General features: G+C 66.9%; 17 protein-coding genes and 1 riboswitch. Of the genes, 6 read left to right on the top strand and 11 right to left on the bottom strand.

Going from position 1 to position 17745, the window contains the following annotated elements:
- Window positions 1-98: 98 nt before the first annotated feature.
- Window positions 99-2207 (bottom strand): TonB-dependent siderophore receptor, encoded by a 2109-nt coding sequence (locus GM672_RS16040; protein WP_155471542.1) that lies wholly within the window; start codon window positions 2205-2207, stop codon window positions 99-101.
- Window positions 2208-2264: 57 nt separating this feature from the next.
- Window positions 2265-2362: riboswitch (TPP riboswitch) on the bottom strand.
- Between the two features lie 161 nt (window positions 2363-2523).
- Between GM672_RS16040 and GM672_RS16035 the strand changes: the two genes are divergently transcribed.
- The 3 genes from GM672_RS16035 (at window position 2524) to GM672_RS16025 (ending at window position 3890) form a co-directional block, all read left to right on the top strand.
- Window positions 2524-2832, top strand: a complete 309-nt coding sequence (locus GM672_RS16035) for a ferritin family protein (protein ID WP_155471541.1) — start codon at window positions 2524-2526, stop codon at window positions 2830-2832.
- A gap of 116 nt (window positions 2833-2948) precedes the next feature.
- Window positions 2949-3440, top strand: coding sequence for an Imm26 family immunity protein (locus tag GM672_RS16030; protein ID WP_155471540.1), 492 nt, complete (start codon window positions 2949-2951; stop codon window positions 3438-3440).
- A 36-nt stretch (window positions 3441-3476) separates the two neighbouring features.
- Window positions 3477-3890, top strand: a complete 414-nt coding sequence (locus GM672_RS16025; protein WP_155471539.1) for a GFA family protein — start codon at window positions 3477-3479, stop codon at window positions 3888-3890.
- On the opposite strand, the gene GM672_RS16020 is transcribed toward GM672_RS16025, so the two are convergent.
- The 6 genes from GM672_RS16020 to ompR form a co-directional block, all read right to left on the bottom strand.
- Window positions 3848-5182 (bottom strand): RNA polymerase sigma factor, encoded by a 1335-nt coding sequence (locus GM672_RS16020; protein WP_155471538.1) that lies wholly within the window; start codon window positions 5180-5182, stop codon window positions 3848-3850. The genes GM672_RS16025 and GM672_RS16020 overlap by 43 nt on opposite strands.
- Entirely contained in the window at window positions 5179-5904 is a 726-nt protein-coding gene (locus tag GM672_RS16015) for a YciI family protein (RefSeq protein ID WP_155471537.1), read from the bottom strand. Before GM672_RS16015 ends, GM672_RS16020 begins: the two co-directional genes overlap by 4 nt.
- Before the next feature lie 22 nt (window positions 5905-5926).
- Window positions 5927-6337, bottom strand: a complete 411-nt coding sequence (locus tag GM672_RS16010) for a YciI family protein (protein ID WP_155471536.1) — start codon at window positions 6335-6337, stop codon at window positions 5927-5929.
- Between the two features lie 11 nt (window positions 6338-6348).
- Window positions 6349-6840, bottom strand: a complete 492-nt coding sequence (locus tag GM672_RS16005) for a VOC family protein (RefSeq protein WP_211517374.1) — start codon at window positions 6838-6840, stop codon at window positions 6349-6351.
- A 137-nt stretch (window positions 6841-6977) separates the two neighbouring features.
- Window positions 6978-8369: a sensor histidine kinase family protein gene (locus GM672_RS16000; protein WP_155471535.1), complete on the bottom strand. Its 1392-nt coding sequence runs from the start codon at window positions 8367-8369 to the stop codon at window positions 6978-6980.
- Between the two features lie 6 nt (window positions 8370-8375).
- Window positions 8376-9077 carry an osmolarity response regulator transcription factor OmpR gene (ompR, locus tag GM672_RS15995; protein WP_229417773.1) on the bottom strand — a complete coding sequence of 234 codons (702 nt, stop codon included), beginning with the start codon at window positions 9075-9077 and terminating at the stop codon, window positions 8376-8378.
- A gap of 320 nt (window positions 9078-9397) precedes the next feature.
- Between ompR and GM672_RS15990 the strand changes: the two genes are divergently transcribed.
- The gene (locus GM672_RS15990) at window positions 9398-9784 is read left to right on the top strand and encodes a hypothetical protein (RefSeq protein ID WP_229417769.1); all 387 of its coding nucleotides are present in this window, start codon (window positions 9398-9400) and stop codon (window positions 9782-9784) included.
- Window positions 9785-9961: 177 nt separating this feature from the next.
- The gene (locus GM672_RS15985; protein WP_229417768.1) at window positions 9962-11851 is read left to right on the top strand and encodes a flagellar assembly protein A; all 1890 of its coding nucleotides are present in this window, start codon (window positions 9962-9964) and stop codon (window positions 11849-11851) included.
- Here GM672_RS15985 and GM672_RS15980 read toward each other — a convergent pair.
- Window positions 11841-12941, bottom strand: a complete 1101-nt coding sequence (locus GM672_RS15980; RefSeq protein ID WP_155471533.1) for a CaiB/BaiF CoA transferase family protein — start codon at window positions 12939-12941, stop codon at window positions 11841-11843. The two genes, GM672_RS15985 and GM672_RS15980, sit on opposite strands and share 11 nt — an antisense overlap.
- A gap of 212 nt (window positions 12942-13153) precedes the next feature.
- Here GM672_RS15980 and GM672_RS15975 point away from each other — a divergent pair, with 212 nt between their 5' ends.
- Window positions 13154-13651: a chemotaxis protein CheW gene (locus GM672_RS15975; RefSeq protein WP_155471532.1), complete on the top strand. Its 498-nt coding sequence runs from the start codon at window positions 13154-13156 to the stop codon at window positions 13649-13651.
- Window positions 13652-13675: 24 nt separating this feature from the next.
- On the opposite strand, the gene GM672_RS15970 is transcribed toward GM672_RS15975, so the two are convergent.
- The 3 genes from GM672_RS15970 to dapE are packed head-to-tail and all read right to left on the bottom strand — an operon-like array spanning window position 13676 to window position 17741.
- Window positions 13676-15682, bottom strand: a complete 2007-nt coding sequence (locus tag GM672_RS15970; protein WP_155471531.1) for an ATP-binding cassette domain-containing protein — start codon at window positions 15680-15682, stop codon at window positions 13676-13678.
- Window position 15683: 1 nt separating this feature from the next.
- A complete protein-coding gene (gene prmB / locus GM672_RS15965) occupies window positions 15684-16571 on the bottom strand; it encodes a 50S ribosomal protein L3 N(5)-glutamine methyltransferase (protein WP_155471530.1) in 888 nt (295 codons plus the stop codon).
- Between the two features lie 36 nt (window positions 16572-16607).
- Window positions 16608-17741, bottom strand: coding sequence for a succinyl-diaminopimelate desuccinylase (gene dapE, locus GM672_RS15960; RefSeq protein WP_155471529.1), 1134 nt, complete (start codon window positions 17739-17741; stop codon window positions 16608-16610).
- Between the last annotated feature and the right edge of the window lie 4 nt (window positions 17742-17745).

The following is a 17745-nucleotide window of genomic DNA, read 5'->3' as shown; positions in this document are numbered from 1 at the left end:
CGTTGCCCGAAAACCGGTCGGCCCGCCGCGGCGGTCAGGCACCGGTTTTCGGGCAACACGTCTGAATCAGGTGTCTGACACCGGGTGAAGCGGCCGGGTCAGAAATCCAGTTGGGCCGACACGCGGAAGGTGCGCTCGGGGCCGGGGAACAGGTAGCCGCCCAGGTCCTGCGTGACGTCGCGCCAGTAGAACTTGTCGAAGGCGTTGCGTACTTGCGCGCGCAGGGTCAGCGGCATGCCGCCGGCGCGGGTGGCGTAGGAGGCGCCCAGGTTGACGACGTGGTACTTCGGCACCATCACCGAGTTGGCCTGGTCGAAGGCCTTCTTTGCCACGAACTGCCAGTCGCCGTTGATTCTCAGGCCCGGCACCTGCGGCAGCGCGTATTCGGCGAAGACCGTGGAGCGGAAGGCCGGCACGTTGGTGACGCGCTTGCCGTCGAAGAAGGCCTGGCCCGTGCCGTCCTGCTCCGTGTGCAGCGCCGCCAGCGAGGCGCCCACCGTCAGCTCGCGCGTGGCCTTGCCCTGCGCGCTCATTTCCAGACCCCGGTGGCGCGCTTCGCCGTTGCGCACGAAGGTGTTGGTGGCGTCCGTGTATTCAAGGCCCTTGTCGATCTGGAAGACGGCGGCGGCCAGGCTGATGCCCCTTACTTCCGCCTTGACGCCCGCTTCCACCTGCTTCGATTTGCCCGGCGCCAGCGCGCGGTTCGGGAACGTCGTGCCGATCGGGGCGATGCCGCCGTGCTCCAGGCCCTGCGCATACGATACGTAACCGGATACGTTGGCGCGCGGGCTGTATACCAGCGCCACGTTCGGCAGCCAGAAACCGGCGTCGGTCTGCGCATCCAGGCCCACCTCGTTGCGGCGCACCTTCGTGTAGCGGGCGCCCGCGTGCAGCTTCAGGGCTGCCGTCAGGCCGACGATGTCCTGCACGAAGGCGGAGCTCTCCCTGTCGACACGGCGTTCGGTGGCCGGGTCGCCCGTCCACTTCAGCGGCTGCACGGCGACGGGGCGGTAGATATTGCTCACGCCCGCATACTCGTACAGGTAGTCGGCCCAGCTTTCCTTGTTCTGGAAATACGACAGCCCGGCCGTCAGCTCGTGGCGCAGCGCGCCCGTGGCGAAGCGGCCCTGCAGCATGGCCTGCGCCGCCAGGGGCTTCTTCTTCTCGCCCAGGCTGCGGTAGTCGTAGACGTCGTAGTCGCCGTTGCCGCAGAAGCCCGGATACAGTTCCTGCGCCGTGCAGCCGTAGGGGAAGGCGGTGTAGTCGTCGCGCTTGAAGTCGTGGCGGTTGGCGCTGACGACGGCCTGCCATTCAGGGTTGAAGCGGTACTGGAAGCGCACGCCGATATTGCTGCTTTCCGTTTCGACGGGGTAGCTCCACGGCTGGTTGTTGAGCATCGTGTCGGCCGCCACGTTCGGCAGCGACACGCCGTTGATCAGCTGGAAGCCGGGCGCGGAGACCTGCGATTTCTTCTGGTAGTCGGCATCGATCTGCAGCAGCGCCTGCGGCGTGATCTGCCAGTCGAAGGCGCCGGAGATGAAGTTGCGGTGGCCGTCGGCACCGTCGATGTACGAGCGCAGGCGCTCGCCCGCCAGGTTGACGCGGTAGCCGAAGCGGCGGTCGGCGAAGCGCCCGCCCAGGTCCAGCGTGCCCAGCACGGTGCCCCGTTCGCTCACTTCCAGCAGGGCGGAACGCAGGGTTTCATTGGTGGGACGCTTGGTGACGTAGTTGACGATGCCGCCGGGCGCGGCCACGCCGGCCTGCAGGCCCGCCAGGCCCTTCAGCACCTCGATGCTGTCCTTGTTCTCCAGCGGGATCTGGGTGTCGCCGGAAATGGCGAGGCCGTCCTTGCGGTAGCTGCGCGCGTTGTCCAGCTTGAAGCCGCGGATGGCGAACTGCTCGGCATAGCCGACGGCGTTGTAGGCGTCGCCGATGCTGGCGTCGTAGCGCGACGCGTCGGTGGTGGAACGGATGTTCAGCGCCTGCAGCTGCTCGCGCGTGATGACGCTGACGGAAGCGGGCGTCTGCAGCAGCGGCGCGTCGGAGAAGCCGGCCACGGAGGCGCGTTCGGCGCCGGCGCGGGTGGCGGTGATGACGACTTCCGTGACGTCCTGCTCCGGCGGCGCGGCCTGGGTCTGGGCGAGTACGGGGAAAGCCTGCGCTACGGCGAGCGCGGCGGCGGATAACACGATCTTGGTCTTGTACATTGTGTGCTCTTCGGGTTCGGCGGAACCAGCGACGGAGCACTCAAAGGAGGAGGGGTGAACACCACATTTGCGCTTTCCTTCGCTGGCATTATCCAGATCAGGTACGAAGGGTATTTCTCACCCGGAAACGCATTCCAGGACCCCCAGCGAGGGCGAAGCTTACCACATCCGCCTGCAAATTCGTGCGCCATGCTTTCAGTCGTATTGTTACACTTGAGGAAAGACTGCCCAGGGCCGACAATGCTGCCTGCCGACGCCGATTTCCCGGTGTCGGAATCACGAGCTTGAAATTTTGCTGAACCATCGGAGAGCCCCCATGACGCAGGAACATGTTGTCGAACCCCGCGAGAACCTGAACGCCCAGGTGCTGGACATGCACCGGGGCCTGACCGCGCTGATCGACAAGCTCGGTACGCTCGACATGCTGAACCAGCGCATCGAGGCCTGCACCGACCCCGAGCTGAAGCTGGTCCTGGCGAACCAGCGCGACGGCGCCCGCAAGCATGTGGCGATGCTGCTGGAATGGGCACGGCGCCGCGACAGCAAGCTCGACAAGGAACTGCGCGAAGCCCTGTTCAAGGCAGGCCCCATCGCGGCGCAGTATCATTACGGCGAGGAGCCCTGAGCGCTCCTGCCACGGCACAACAAGCAGGACAACAGTGCGAACAATCGAATAACGCACGTATAGGGGAGCGTGCCGGTGCTGCAGCGCCGGCGCGGGTCCCGCCAGAAAAGGGATATATGAAGTTACAGCCTTATCACGAAGGAAGCTGGTTTGCCGTGCCGCTGATTAACGGCGGCTTCGCGGCCGGACTGGTCGCCCGCATGTCGCCGCAAGGCAAAATCATGCTGGCCTACCTGTTCGGTCCGAAACGTCCGGCGATGCCGGCCCTGGCCGAGTTGCAGAGCCTGACGGCGCACGATGCGCTGAAGGCCATCCGCACGGGCGACATGGCCCTGGCCAACGGCCGCTGGCCCGTACTGGGCGATGCCGAGCGTTTCGACCGCAACGACTGGCCCGTGCCCGTCTTTATCCGCCGGTCGGACACCTTGAAGCGGGCCTGGCAGGCCACGTACGCGGACGACCCGGCCAAGCCGGAGCGCGAAGTGTCGGTGCCGTACGAAACCGAGGGGCTGGAAAGCGATTCCCTGTACGGCTATGGGTCCACCGAGCTGCTGCTGACGAAACTGCTGGAGCAGCCGGACCCGGCCCACCAGAACCTGCCCCAGTAGGTTTTTCCGGAAACTGATATTGCAGGGGAGGGGCACATGCACCAGGGTGGATGTTTCTGCGGCGCGATCCGCTACCTCGTCACGGCCACGCCGTTCAACAGCACCTTGTGCCACTGCACCATGTGCCGCCGCGCCGCCGGCGCGCCTGCCGTGGCCTGGTTTTCCGTGCCCAAGACAGGGCTGCGCTATACCGCCGGGACGCCCGCCTGTTACGCATCCAGCCCCGGCGTGCTGCGCCGGTTCTGCGCCGCCTGCGGCACCCAGCTGACGTTCGAGGATGCCCGCTGGCCCGACGAGATCGACATCACCACCGCCAGCCTGGACGACCCGGAGCTGATTCCGCCGGGCTACCATAGCTTCATGCAAAGCCATGTGCGGTGGCTGCAACTGGCCGATACCTTGCCGCGTTATGTGCGTACGCGGGCCGAGGGAGCGGTGCAGCTGCCTTGACCCACTGTAGTTACCTGCCGTGCCACGCAGGCGGCGGCGCGCTCCAGCAGCAGCGTTCGCTCGCGCTCGTTCTGCGTCAGCCCGGCGGCCCGTTCGAGTTCGGCCCGCGCTTCGGCCAGGCGCCCCAGCTTGAAGAGAAAATCGCCCCGCACGCTGGGCAGCAGGTGGTAGTGGCGCAGCACCGGTTCGTCCAGCAGGTCCTCGACGATCTCCAGGCCCGCGGCCGGGCCGAAGGCCATCGCAACGGCCACGGCCCGATTGAGTTCGACGACAGGGGACGGCGCCAGCTGGGCCAGCGCGTCGTACAGCGCGGCGATGCCGGTCCATGGCGTATCCCCGGCGCGGCGCGCGCGGGCGTGGCAGGCCGCGATGGCCGCCTGCAGCGCATACGGCCCCAGCGCCTTGCCCCGTTCGGCGGCCACCTGTTCCGCCCGCGCCAGCGCGGCCAGGCCGCGCCGGATCAGGAGCTGGTCCCAGCGCGAGCGGTCCTGGTCCAGCAGCAGGACCGGCACGCCTTGGGCATCGGTGCGGGCCCGGGCCCGCGAGGACTGGATCTCCATCAGCGCCACCAGGCCGTGCACTTCGCTTTCGCCCGGCACCAGCCCGGCCAGGATGCGGCCCAGGCGCAAGGCCTCGTCGCACAGGGCCGGACGCATCCAGTCGGCGCCGGCGCTGGCGGCATAGCCTTCGTTGTAGACCAGGTAGATCACTTGCAGCACCGAAGCGAGCCGCTGCACCAGTTCGTGTCCGACGGGGACGTCGAACGGCACCCGCGCCTCGGCCAGGGTGCGCTTGGCGCGCACGATGCGCTGGGCCACCGTGGCCTCGGGCACGAGGAAGGCGCGGGCGATTTCGTCGGTGGTCAGGCCGCCCAGCAGGCGCAGGGTCAATGCCACGCGACCTTCGGTGGGCAGAACCGGGTGGCAGGCGATGAAGACGAGGCGCAACAAATCGTCGCCGATCCGGTCGTGGGCATCGCGTTCCAGGTCGGGTGCGGCATCCTGCAACTGGCTTTCGATCTCGAACGCCAGTTCACCTTCGCGCGCCTGTTCCAGCTTGCGGTGGCGCAGCCAGTCGAGCGCCCGGTTCCTTGCCGCCGTCATCAGCCACGCCGCCGGGTTGGCGGGCAGGCCGGCGGCAGGCCACGTTTCCAGCGCGCTGACGAGGGCTTCCTGCGCCATTTCCTCGGCCAGCCCGACGTCGCGCAGCATGCGCGCCACCGCGGCGATGATGCGGGCCGATTCGATGCGCCAGACCGCCTCGATGGTGCGGTGCACGGCGTTTGCCGTCATCGTGCCGGCGCCGTCGCCATGGCCACCCCGCGCAGCGCGACCTCGCGCAGTTCCACTTCCATCCTTGGTCCGAGCGGGAAGGGATATGCCTCGATCCAGTCGACCGCCTGCTGCCGCGTGGCGGCCTGGATCAGCCAGTAGCCGGCAATCAGTTCCTTCAGTTCCGTGAACGGCCCGTCGATGACGGCGGCGCGGCCCCCGCGCAGCTTCAGACGCGCGCCTTTCGACGTCGGCTGCAGGCCCGCGCCGGCCAGCACGATGCCGGCCGCGACGCCTTCGGCATTGCAGCGGTTCATGCGTTCGATGACTTCCGGCGGCGGCACCGGGTCCGCCTCGGTCGTCTCGTCCGAACGCAGCAGCACGACGTAGGGCGTCAGCGACGGTGCCCGGCCCGTGTCGATGCTGTGGCAGTCGCCGCTGCAGCCTGTCTCGCGCACTTCCAGTTCGACATCGCCTTCGTCGTCGGCAACGTGCCAGCCGCGCGCCCATTCCAGCGCCGCCGCCTTCGACGGCGCTTCGATGATCGTGAAACCGGCCACCAGTTCATCAAGCGGGAAGGGGCCTTCGTGCAAGGTCCAGCCGTCTTCGGTGCGCCGCAGGCGTGCACCGTGGGCGCTGGGGCGCAGCCAGCGTCCGCCCGCTACCCCGTCCACCAGGCCGCCGGGCGGAAACGCATCGCTTTCCGAGCCGCCGCCGGCCCGCCGTATCACCATGAATTGCATCAAGCCCTCCCCATCGTGGACCTCACGCCGTCTGCCGGCGCAGCCGTTCTTCCTGCTCGCGCAGTTCGGGCGTCAGCTCGGCACCGAAATCCTCGGCCTCGAAGACGCGGCGGATTTCCACCTCGTCGCCGTCCTGCATGGGTGCGCGCCGGACCCATTCGATCGCCTCGTCCATCGACTTTACCTGGATCAGCCAGAAGCCGGCAACGAGTTCCTTCGTTTCGGCGAACGGCCCGTCGACGACCTGCGGCGTGCCACCGCCGAAGCGCACCCGGGCCCCGCGCGCGCTGGGATGCAGACCTTCGCCGGCCAGCAGTACGCCGGCGTTGACCAGTTCCTCGTTGTACTTGCCCATCGCCGTCAACAGCTCGGTGGACGGCATCTTGCCCGCCTCGGAATCGGCATTGGCTTTTACCAGGATCATGAATCGCATGGCGATACTCCTTATTGCTCGAAGGCGGCGCATTCGGGCGCCGACTTCGACGCTTCGATGGCTTCCTCGGGGCTGACCTCGCGGATATGGGTGGCGAGCGACCACAGGTGGCCGAACGGATCCGTCACCATGCCGTAGCGGTCGCCCCAGAACATGTCCGCCACGGGCATCTTGGTGGTGGCGCCCGCGTCCAGCGCGCGCTGGAAGGCGGCATCGACATCTTCCGTGTAGAAATGCAGCGTGACGGGGGAGCCGTTCAGGGTTTGCGGGCCGACGCAGCCCATTTCCGGGAATTCGTCCACCAGCATGATGTTGGAATCGCCGATCTTCACCATCGCGTGCATCAGCTTGCCGCTGCCGTCCGGCACGGGCATGCGCGCCATCTCGACGGCGCCGAAGGCTTTCTTGTAGAACTCGATGGCGGCGGCGGCATCGCGGCACACCAGGTGGGGCGTGATCGTGTGCATGTCGTCTGGAACTTTTTTAGGCTGATTCATCGTCATCTCCTCGGTTGTGGTCGCAAGAGCGGGTGTGCTCTCATGATCGACGACGAATGATGAAAAGACAAATCGACAAACGCTAAAAAATATTTTTTGTTGCAGACGGACTCAAGCTTTGCGCTGCCTCAATATGGGTCAGGTCAAACGGCGCTCATTTCGATATGGATCAGCAGGCCGCCACCGTCGCGGTTGCTCAACTGGAACTCCGCGCCATGGCGTTGCAGGACGCGCTCGACGATGGCCAGGCCCAGGCCGGCGCCATTGGCCTGGCTGCGGGCTTCGTCCAGCCGGGTGAACGGCTTGAGCAGCTCGCCGATGCGCTCGGGCGGCACGCCGACGCCGTGGTCCTGCACGTCGATCACCACTTTTTTCAAGGCATGCATGCCCTTGACGGTGCAGCGGATGTCGATCTCGGCCATGTCGGTGCCGGGGGTTTTGCCATAGCGCCGGGCATTCTCGATCAGGTTGTGGATCACGCGCTTCAGGTCGGTGCCGTTGCCCAGCACGTGGGCGCCGGGCGCGATATCGGTGATGACGCGCACGTCCGGCAGCCGGCCCACTTCGTGCGCCACTTCCTGCAGCATGGCGCTGGCATCGACGTTGACGAAACTCGACGCCTCGGTCGGCTTGGCGTAGTCGAGGAACTGGGCAATGATGGCGTCCATCTGGGCGATATCGGACTGCATGCCTTCGCGCGCCTCGGGCGACAGGTCGGCCATTTCCACTTCCAGCTGCATGCGCGTCAAGGGCGTGCGCAAATCGTGGGAAATACCGGCCAGGATCACGGCGCGGTCCGATTCGACCTGCTGCAGGTCGTCGACCATCTGGTTGAAGCTGCGGTTGGCCAGGCGGATTTCCTTCGGCCCCTTTTCCGGCAGGGGATCGGGGCGGCGGCCCTGGGCGATGGCGCGGGTGGCGGCCGTGAGGCGGCGCAGCGGCGCGTTGATCAGGCTCGACAGCAAGGCCGCGCCCAGCAGCGACACGATCGACACGACGGCGGCCCAGCCCAGCCATTGCACCCCCGTCAGTCCCGTGATGCGTTCCCGTTCCAGCATCAGCCAGTACGAGTCCTCGCCGATGCGAAAGCTGACCCAGAAGCCGCGCATGCCGTTGACGCGGGCGGAAAAACGGGTGTCCTTGCCCAGCTTGGCCTTGACGAGCTTTTCGATGTCCGGCATCAGGGCGTTGCCCGGCGGCGGCTCGACTTCGTCGTCCTCCTCCAGCAGGAAGACGCGGATGCCTTCGTTCGAGACCAGCTCGAACAGCAGCTCCGTGCGCAGCTCGGGGGCCGAGTGCGTCAGCGCAGCGCGGGTAATGGTGACGACCGAGATGACCTGGGCAGCCAATTGCTGGGCCTGCGGCTCGCGCTGGACCACGCTGATCATGCCGATCCACGAGGCCAGCGACAGGGTCGTCAGCACGCCCAGCAACAGGAAGGTACGCCAGAACAAGCCGCTCTTGAAGCGGCTCAAGGGCGGGAACTTCAGCGGTGGAAACTTCAACGGTGGCAACTTCAAGGAGGAAAAGTCCATGCTGGATCAGCGCGGCTGTCCCTCCGGAATGAAGACATAGCCCAGTCCCCACACGGTCTGGATGTACAGCGGGCTCGACGGGTCCGGCTCGATCAGCTTGCGCAAGCGCGAAATCTGCACGTCCAGGCTGCGGTCGAACACCTCGTACTCGCGGCCCCGCGCCAGCTCCATCAGCTTCTCGCGCGACAGGGGCTGGCGGGCGTGGCGGGCAAACACTTTCAGCACGGAGAATTCGCCTGTCGTCAGCGGCACCGTGTCGCCGTTCTTCTTCAAGGTGCGCGTACCCAGGTCCAGCACGAACTGGCCGAACTCGAAGGTCTGCGGCGTTTCCGACGGCGCGCCGGGAATCTCGTCCGGCGCCTTGCGGCGCAGCACGGCACCGATGCGCGCCACCAGCTCGCGGGGATTGAACGGCTTCGGCAGGTAATCGTCGGCGCCCATTTCCAGGCCGACGATGCGGTCGACGTCCTCGCCCTTGGCCGTCAGCATGATGATGGGCGTCTGGTCGCCGGCGCCACGCAGGCGGCGGCAGATCGACAGGCCGTCCTCGCCCGGCAGCATCAGGTCCAGCACGAGCAGGTCGTAGCGCTCGCGCAGCCACAGTTTGTTCATTGCCGTGGCGCTTTCGGCCGTAAAGACGTTAAATCCCTGTTCAGTCAGGTAGCGGCGCAGCAGGTCACGCAGGCGGACGTCGTCGTCCACCACCATGATCTTGGCCTGGTGGCCGGCTGGGCCAGCGCTGCTGGCGGGAGTGTTGCCGGAATCTGTAGAAGTATTGGTCATAAGGCTGTCGGAATTGTCAGAACCATGTCGCTATGGTAACGTCATAATGCGCGACGGGGCGCCTTGGACGGCACCCATTACAAAGTGTTACATTCTTTACCCGAACGCACTGTCCCTCATAGGGAAACGGGCATACACTTGGTTAATCGGCTGGTTCGATCCCGACACACTTCATGGTTCAGTTGGATCGGTTGGGGCGAATGCGCAGCAGCGGCGGCACACAGTGTTTTTTTAAAGGGCAGGCAATGAGCGATCGGGCACACAATCGGAGCAAGGCATCGGGCACGGGTTTTCGTGCACGGGCCGCCGTTGTGCTCGGCTTCCTGGCCTTGTCGCTGGTCGGCATTGCCCAGGCGGGGCCGAACGACGGCCCGCCGCGCCGGGATGACCGGGGTCAGCAGCAGAACCAGCAATCCCAGCAGAACCGGCGCGACAGCCGCTGGGGCGATGCCAGCGACGGCCGCTCCTTCGAGGCCCGGGCCGAGGAGCAGCGCCGCCTGATGCAGGAAAACGCCAACAACGCGGAAATGTCGCGCCGCATGAGCCGCATGACGGCCGACGAGCGGCGCGACCTGCGGCGCCAGATCAACGAAGCGGGGCAGGAAGTGTATTCCGTCACGCCCCGTCGCTGACAGCATCGCCGACCACAGTCGCAGTATCCAGCCAGTATTCCGCCGGGGCCGTTCGCAAGAGCGGCCCCGTTGTTTTGTCCGCCCCATTCGACACCGTCGCGCCGTATCTCGAGCGCGCTTGATCGCGCGCAAGAGCCCGCCGTGGGTGCCGTCCTACAGTTTCCGTACGGAATGTACATGGCGGAACTCATGGACGAACTCTCGGACAAGGTGTTGGCAACGGCAGGCGACCAGGGTGCGGCATCCACGCCGCCCGGCCCCGTGCTGGTGCAGTGCGACGACGGCGTCTTCTTCGGCGCCGGCAGCACGGCGCAGACTTGCCAGGACGCCGTGGCCCGCATCTTCGCCAGCGGCGGCCATTTCACGGGGCTCGACTACGACGTCTTCCTGCGCCATGTCTTCGGGCCGCTCCCCGTCCCCATCGAGGGCCCAGTGCGCCTTGCCGCCGGCATCGAGCCCTTCATCCCGGCCCGGCGCGCGCTGTACAAGTCCGTGCGCATCGTGCAGGGCGAAGCGCATTACTGCTTCGAACCTGTGTTCCTCGACGCCGGCGCGGGCCGGCCGCCGGCGGTCCGACTGTCCTTCGACGAATTTGTCGCAGACATGTGGGCCAAGGGCATCCGCTTCGGCATCGATGCCGACGCCGTGCGGGCCGCCATCGCCGGCGGCCGCACCCTGCGCTGCGTCGTTGCGCGCCGGCGCGATCCCGTGCCGGGGCAGGATGCCCGCGTCGCCGAAGTGGCCGATACCCTGCACCGGTCGAACGCGCCGCGCGAACTGCCCGGCGGCCGCCTGGACCTGCACAGCTTCCAGAACCGCTTTCCCCAGGTGGCGGCGCGCCAGCGGCTCTTGAGGAAAGTGCCGCGTACGGCCGGCACGACCGGCTTCGAGCTGTCCGGCATCGCCATCGCGGCGCCCGCCGGGCGCGACGTGGAACTGGTGACGGTGGCGGGGCCGGGCACCGTCATCGAGCACGCGGACGGCACCGACTACCTGGTGGCGGCCGTGCAAGGCTTCGTCAGCGTCGACCATCGCAGCGCGCGGGTGTCGATCGGCGCGAAAATCGTCAACCGCGACGGCGTCAGCACCCGCACCACGGGCAACCTGCAGCTGCAGGGCGACTACGAGGAATTCGGCGAGGTGCAGGAAAAGCGCATCGTCGAAGGCGCCGGCATCACCATCCACGGCGACGTGTTCGGCCGCATCGTCTCGCGCGGCGGCACCATCACCTTGCGGCGCAACCTGATGGGCGGCGCCGCCGTCAACGCCGATGGCGACATCCGCGTCGGCGGCGTGGCGGCCAATGCCGTGCTGCGCACCCGGGCCGGCGAAGTGCACGTGCTGCGGGCGCAGAACTGCGTGATCGCGGGCACCACGGTGCACATCAGGCATGCCGTCAATTGCGAGATCGTGGCCGACACCGTGGTGATCGGCTGCGCCACCGGTTGCGCCATCGCCGCTCGCCACATCGCCATCGACATCGCGGGTCCGCGCAAGCAGAACGAAATGAACCTGTTCGCCCTGGTACCCGACACGGCCCGCCACGACGCGGAGGTGGCTGACTTCGCCGCGCGCGCGGCCGCCTATGGCCGCCTGACGCAGCGCCATACGGAGGCCATCGGCGAGCTGAGGGCGCGACAGGACGTGCGCGGCTACCTGGCCCTGGCCCAGCGGGTGCGGCAGGGCGAAGTACACCTGACGCCGCCGCAGCTGGCGCTGTTTCGCAAGATGGCCGCCAAGGCGGCCCCGGTGCTGCAGGAAGTGGGCAAACTGACCCTGGCAGCCCGGCAGGCCCGATCGCAGCAGGTGGCGATGGGCGAGCAGGCCCTGGCGGCGCGGCGGCGCCGCGATGCGCTGGCCGGCGACGTGCGCTGCCAGGTCGGGCAACTGGCGGGCGAGACGCAGCTGCGCATCCTGGCGGTGGACCCGTACGCCGCGCCAGCCTGGCATATGACGTCGCAGGAAGTGCGGGCCCGCCTGCGCGGCGCGGCCCAGCAGCACGCGCCAGTCGCCGGAGGCAGTGCCGGCGCGCTGGCGTGGCAGCCGCCTTCCGGTCTTACGCCGTGAAGCGCACCGGCGCGGCCGGCAGCAGGCTTTCGCCTTCGGTGGAGTGCACGAAGCGTTCCACCATGCCGCGCGCGTGGAACAGGGAATGGGCCAGCGCCTGGGTCGTGTCCAGCACGGGCGTGACGCAGCAGTCGACGCCGTCGAACAGCGTGCACCACTGCGCCTGCGTGCGCGTGGCGAACAGTGCGTCCAGTTCCGCCTGCACGGCCAGCGCATCGTCGCCGCCGACTCTCTGGCCCAGCTGCCAGTGCCGCCCCGCCAGGTCCGGCCGCCCCAGCACGGCGCAGCAGCCCTGCCAGAATTTCAGTTCCAGCGCGCCGACGGCCATCCAGCGGCCGTCCAGGGTACGGTAGACGTTATAGCAGGGCACCCCGCCCGTCAGCAGGTCGCGCCCCGGCGGTGCCGCCTGGCCGTTGTTGTGGGCCACCAGCGGCATGATGTTGTGGGCGAACACGGCGTCCGTCATCGACACGTCGACGAAGCTGCCCATCCCGCCACACTTGACGGCCACCAGCGCGGCCAGGATGCCCTGCACGGCCGACTGGGCGCCGCCCAGCAGGTCGCCCACCTGCAGGTTCGGCAGCACGGGGCGGCCGTCCGGCCCGGCGTTCTGCGCCAGCATGCCGGCAAGGCCCGTGTAGTTGATGTCGTGGCCTGCCAGATGCGCCATCGGACCGGTGGCGCCGTAGCCGGAAATGGCGCACATCACGAGGCGGCGATTGCGGCTTTTCAGATCCTGCCAGCCCAGGCCCAGGCGGTCCATCACGCCCGGCCGGAAGCTTTCCACCAGCACGTCGGCCGTGTCGACCAGGGCGAGCAGCGCGTCGCGTCCGGCCGCGTCCTTCAGGTCCAGGCGCAGCAGGCGCTTGCCCCGGTTGACGGCCACGAAGAACTGCGAGACTTCGCAGCGTGCCGGACCGATGGCGCGGGCGTAGTCGCCGTCGCCGGGCTCTTCGATCTTCAGCACGTCGGCGCCCATCTCGGCCAGCCGCAGGGTGGCCACGGGGCCGGGAAGCAGGCGGGTGAGGTCGAGGACGCGGATGCCGGCGAGGGGCAGGGCGGGCGTTGACAAGGGCGGCTCCTTCGGCAAGGGAAGAGCCCCACGGTAGCGGCGGCCGGCGGTGCTGTCAATTGCTGTAAAACAGGGGACTGTTGCCGGTTTTGTCCGGGTCTTGTTCAGGCGGGCACGGCAGGTGGAATCATTGAGCCCGGTCAACGTGTCAAGGCCACCGACGGTTACGATGGTCAATGCCTGACTCTGCCGCCATGCGTCGCGGCGGCCACGATCGAGAAAGGAACACCATGCAAGCGCCGAAATTTGACACTGTCGCAGCGCACGGCGAAGTGCGCCAGTACCTGAGCTTCCGGCTGGGCGGCCTGGAATACGCGCTCGACTACAGCAATGTGCAGGAGCTGCGGCCCCTGAAGGCGCTCGAGCGCTTTGCCGCGGACGGCGAGATCGTCCAGGGCGTGGCCGTCTCCCGCGGCGTCATCATGCCCATCGTCGACATGCGCATCGCCTTCGGCCCGCGCCCGCCCGAGCACGATCCGGGCACGGACGTCATTATCCTGAAGCTGTCCAGCTGCGTGATGGGGATGGTGACGGACGGCATCACCGATATCGTCAGCCTGGCGCGCAGCCAGATCAAGCCCTTCCCGAACCTGAGCGCGGAAGCGGCGCGCGATGCCGACTACCTGCTGGGCCTTGCCGAAACGGGCGAGCGCCGCCTGATCGTGCTGGATATCGACCGGCTGATGGCGATCCGCCGCGTCAACCTGGGGTCCCGCCACGCCGCGTAACGTTCCACGGCGTGGCCGGCGGCATCATGCAGCCAGGGCTTCCAGCTGCTCCTGCAACCCCAGCCACTCGCCTTCCAGCTGTTCCAGGTCCTTCGTGTAGAAGGCCTGGTCGGCCAGCAGGGTTTTCAGCCTGGCCTTGTTGGCCGCATCGTAGATGGCAGGGTCCAGCAGCTGGGCATCGACTTCCGCCTTCTGCGCATTGCGCTTGGCGATCTGCTCTTCCAGCTTCCTGATCTTGTTCTCGATCGGCTTGCGCTGCGCAGACAGCTTCTGGCGCAGCTCCGCTTCCTGGCGCTTGTCGCGCTTTTCCACGGCCGGCGCGGCGGCCGGGGCGACGGGCGAGGCGGTCGGATAGGCCGTCTTGTTTTCCTTGCCGGCCGCCGGCAGTACATCCGTGCCCTTGCCCAGCTTGGTCTTGAACAGCCAGTCCTTGTAGTCGTCCAGGTCGCCGTCGAAAGGCTGCAGGCGGCCATCCGCGACGATGATGAACTGGTCCGTCGTGGCACGCAGCAGGTGGCGATCGTGCGAGACCACCACCAGCGTGCCTTCGAACTGGGCCAGCGCTTCCGTCAGCGCCTCGCGCGTTTCCAGGTCCAGGTGGTTGGTCGGTTCATCGAGCAGCAGCAGGTTCGGACGCTGCCAGACGATCAGCGACAGCGCCAGGCGTGCCTTTTCGCCGCCGGAGAACGGTGCGATCGGGCTCGTCACCATGGCGCCCGGGAAGTTGAAGCCGCCCAGGAAGTTGCGCAGCTCCTGCTCGCGCACCGTCGGCGCGATCTTCTGCAGGTGCCACAGGGGCGACTCCTCGTGGCGCAGCATCTCCACCTGGTGCTGGGCGAAATAGCCGATGGTCAGGCCCTTGCCCGTCGTGGCGATGCCTTCGAGCGGCATCAGTTCGCCCGCGATGGTCTTGATCAGGGTCGATTTGCCGGCGCCGTTCACGCCCAACAGGCCGATGCGCTGGCCGATCTGCAGGCTGAAATTGACGCCGTTGACGATGGTCTTCTCGCGGATCTCGTAGGTTTCCGGGTCCTCGCTGCGGTAGCCGCAATTGACGTCTTCCATCACCAGGAGGGGATTCGGGGCGCTCAGCGGCTCGCGGAATTCGAAGGAGAATTCGGCGGCGGCCCGCAGCGGCGCCAGTTCTTCCATCTTGGCCAGCGCCTTCATGCGGCTCTGGGCCTGCTTGGCCTTCGAGGCCTTGGCCTTGAAGCGGTCGATGAACGATTCCAGGTGGGCCTTCTTGCGGGCCTGCTTCTCGGCCGCGCCGGCGGCCAGGATCATCTGGGCCGCGCGCTGGCGCTCGAAGCTGGAGTAGTTGCCCGAGTAGCGTTTCAGCTTGCGCTCGTCGATATGGACGACGACGTTGACGATTTCGTCGAGGAAGTCGCGGTCGTGCGAAATGATGATCAGGGTGCCGGCATAGCGTTTCAGCCAGTCTTCCAGCCAGATGATGGCGTCCAGGTCCAGGTGGTTGGTCGGTTCATCGAGCAGCAGCAGATCCGAAGGGCACATCAGCGCCTGCGCCAGGTTCAGGCGCATGCGCCAGCCGCCGGAGAAACTGGCCACGCTCTGCTGCATCTGGTCGATCGAGAAGCCCAGGCCCAGCAGCAGCTGTTCGCCGCGCGACTGCACCGTGTAGGCGTCCGCGTCGGCCAGCGCGCTGTAGATCTCGCCGATGGCGATGCCGTTGTCCATTGAGTTCTGCGCCGTCTCGGGCAGCGCTTCCAGGCGTGCCAGCTCGGCCTGCAGCTTGCGCAGGTTGACGTCGCCGTCGATGGCGTAGTCCAGCGCGGCCCGTTCCAGCGGCGGCGTTTCCTGGGCCACGTAGGCCATGCGCCACTTGGCGGGGAAGTCGATCTCGCCCTGGTCCGGGTGCAGCTCGTTGCGCAGCATGCCGAACAGGCTCGATTTGCCGGCGCCGTTGGCGCCGATCAGGCCGATCTTGTCGCCCGGGTTCAAGGTCAGGTCGACATTTTCCAGCAGCGGCTTCACGCCGCGCATCAGGCTGACTTGGTTAAAACGTATCATCTTAGATTTTCAGTTGGTCAGCGGTCAGCAGGAAGACCATGTCATCCCCTTGGCTGGTGGTCAGCCACGTCAGGCCCAGGTGGCCGAAGGCGGCCTCCGCGTAGGCCTTCTCGTTGCCGATTTCGACGATCAACAGGCCGTCCTCCGTCAGGCGCTCGGCCGCGCCGGCGACGATCCTGCGCACCAGGTCCATCCCGTCGGCACCGCCATCGAGCGCGATCTGCGGCTCGTGCAGGTATTCCCGTGGCAGCTGGGCCATCGAACCGGAATTGACGTAGGGCGGATTGGTGACGATCAGGTCGTACTTCTTCGGCGGCACGTTCTGGTACAGGTCAGAGGCGATCAGGTTGACGCGGCCCTGCAGCTTGTACGTGTCGACGTTGCGGCGGGCAACGGCCAGCGCATCCGGCGAGATGTCGACGGCGTCGACCTGGGCATCCGGGAAGGCGTCGGCCATCATGATGGCCAGGCAGCCGGAGCCCGTGCACAGTTCCAGCACGTTGGCGATGCCGTCAGGGTTGTTCACCCACGGCGCGAAGTAGTCGGGAATCAGCTCGGCGATGTACGAACGGGGCACGATGGTGCGCTCGTCGACATAGAAGCTGTAGGTGCCGAGCCACGCTTCGTTGGTGATGTAGGCGGCCGGGATACGGTCGGTTGCGCGGCGCTCGATCACCGCCAGCACCTGCTGCACTTCCTGCGGCAGCAGGCGCGCATCCAGGAAGGGCTCGAGCTTGTCCAGCGGCAGCTTCAGGGTATGCAGGATCAGGTAGGCCGCTTCGTCGAACGCCTCGGCGCTGCCGTGGCCGAAGAACAGTTTCTCGGTATTGAAGCGCGTGGTGGCGTAACGCAGCAGGTCGCGCGGCGTGATGAAGAGAGAGGTGTCCATAGGTTCTCGATAAGATGTGGCGCGCCGCTGCGTGGCTCAGGCCAGCAGGTTTTCCAGGGTGCGGCGGTAGATGTTCTTCAGCGGATCGATGAAGCGCACTTCGATGTGCTCGTCGATCTTGTGGATGCTGGCGTTCGGAGGGCCGAATTCTATCACCTGGGGGCAGATCTGCGCGATAAAGCGCCCGTCCGACGTGCCGCCCGTCGTCGACAGTTCCGTTTCCACGCCCGTCTCGGCCTTGATGGCTTCGCACAGCGCCGTCGACAGGGTGCCGCGCGGGGTGAGGAAGGGCAGGCCGGACAGGGTCCACTTCAGGTGGTACTCCAGGCCATGGCGGTCCAGGATCGCATGCACGCGCTCCTTCAGGCCATCGGCCGTGCTGGCCGTCGAGAAGCGGAAGTTGAAGTCGATGATCATCTCGCCGGGAATGACGTTGTTGGCGCCCGTGCCGGCCTTCACGTTCGACATCTGCCACGACGTCGGCAGGTAGTATTCATTGCCTTCGTCCCACACCTCGGCCACCAGGTCGGCCAGCGCCTGGGCGGCCTGGTGGATCGGGTTGCGCGCCAGTTGCGGGTAGGCGATATGGCCCTGCACGCCCTGGATGGTCAGGCAGCCGGACAGCGAACCGCGCCGGCCGTTCTTGATGATGTCGCCCAGGGTCTTGTCCGAGGTGGGCTCGCCGACGATGCAGTAGTCGATCGCCTCGCCCCGTTCCTTCAGGCGGTTGCAGACGACAACCGTGCCGTCCGTGGCCGGGCCTTCCTCGTCGCTGGTGATCAGGAAGGCGATCGAGCCCTTGTGGTCCGGGTGGGCGGCGACGAATTCCTCGACGGCGACGACGAAGGCGGCAATCGACGTCTTCATGTCCGCCGCGCCGCGGCCATACAGCTTGCCGTCGCGGATGGTGGGGAAGAAGGGCTCCGACGCCCACTGCTCGACAGGGCCCGTGGGCACGACGTCGGTGTGGCCGGCAAATACCAGCACGGGCTGTTCGGTGCCGCGTCGCGCCCACAGGTTCGTCACGTCGCCGGACTGGATCGTTTCGCACTTGAAGCCCAGCGGCTCCAGCGCGTGGATCAATTGCTGCTGGCAGCCTTTGTCCTCGGGGGTGACGGAAGAGCGGCCGATCAGTTTTTCGGTCAGCGCGAGGGTACGGGAAGCGGTCATGGAT

Source organism: Pseudoduganella buxea, assembly GCF_009720835.1.
Taxonomy (GTDB): Bacteria; Pseudomonadota; Gammaproteobacteria; order Burkholderiales; family Burkholderiaceae_D; genus Rugamonas; species Rugamonas buxea.
Note: the sequence above shows the minus strand (reverse complement) of the source record. Positions and strands in the feature narration are given on the sequence as shown.

Excerpts from the sequence above, each read along its gene's own strand:
- GM672_RS16040 (WP_155471542.1), bottom strand. The coding sequence starts at position 2,207 with ATGTACAAGACCAAGATCGTGTTATCCGCCGCCGCGCTCGCCGTAGCG.
- GM672_RS16035 (WP_155471541.1), top strand. The coding sequence starts at position 2,524 with ATGACGCAGGAACATGTTGTCGAACCCCGCGAGAACCTGAACGCCCAG.
- GM672_RS16030 (WP_155471540.1), top strand. The coding sequence starts at position 2,949 with ATGAAGTTACAGCCTTATCACGAAGGAAGCTGGTTTGCCGTGCCGCTG.
- GM672_RS16025 (WP_155471539.1), top strand. The coding sequence starts at position 3,477 with ATGCACCAGGGTGGATGTTTCTGCGGCGCGATCCGCTACCTCGTCACG.
- GM672_RS16020 (WP_155471538.1), bottom strand. The coding sequence starts at position 5,182 with ATGACGGCAAACGCCGTGCACCGCACCATCGAGGCGGTCTGGCGCATC.
- GM672_RS16015 (WP_155471537.1), bottom strand. The coding sequence starts at position 5,904 with ATGCAATTCATGGTGATACGGCGGGCCGGCGGCGGCTCGGAAAGCGAT.
- GM672_RS16010 (WP_155471536.1), bottom strand. The coding sequence starts at position 6,337 with ATGCGATTCATGATCCTGGTAAAAGCCAATGCCGATTCCGAGGCGGGC.
- GM672_RS16005 (WP_211517374.1), bottom strand. The coding sequence starts at position 6,840 with ATGACGATGAATCAGCCTAAAAAAGTTCCAGACGACATGCACACGATC.
- GM672_RS16000 (WP_155471535.1), bottom strand. The coding sequence starts at position 8,369 with ATGGACTTTTCCTCCTTGAAGTTGCCACCGTTGAAGTTTCCACCGCTG.
- ompR (WP_229417773.1), bottom strand. The coding sequence starts at position 9,077 with ATGGTGGTGGACGACGACGTCCGCCTGCGTGACCTGCTGCGCCGCTAC.
- GM672_RS15990 (WP_229417769.1), top strand. The coding sequence starts at position 9,398 with ATGAGCGATCGGGCACACAATCGGAGCAAGGCATCGGGCACGGGTTTT.
- GM672_RS15985 (WP_229417768.1), top strand. The coding sequence starts at position 9,962 with ATGGCGGAACTCATGGACGAACTCTCGGACAAGGTGTTGGCAACGGCA.
- GM672_RS15975 (WP_155471532.1), top strand. The coding sequence starts at position 13,154 with ATGCAAGCGCCGAAATTTGACACTGTCGCAGCGCACGGCGAAGTGCGC.
- GM672_RS15970 (WP_155471531.1), bottom strand. The coding sequence starts at position 15,682 with ATGATACGTTTTAACCAAGTCAGCCTGATGCGCGGCGTGAAGCCGCTG.
- prmB (WP_155471530.1), bottom strand. The coding sequence starts at position 16,571 with ATGGACACCTCTCTCTTCATCACGCCGCGCGACCTGCTGCGTTACGCC.
- dapE (WP_155471529.1), bottom strand. The coding sequence starts at position 17,741 with ATGACCGCTTCCCGTACCCTCGCGCTGACCGAAAAACTGATCGGCCGC.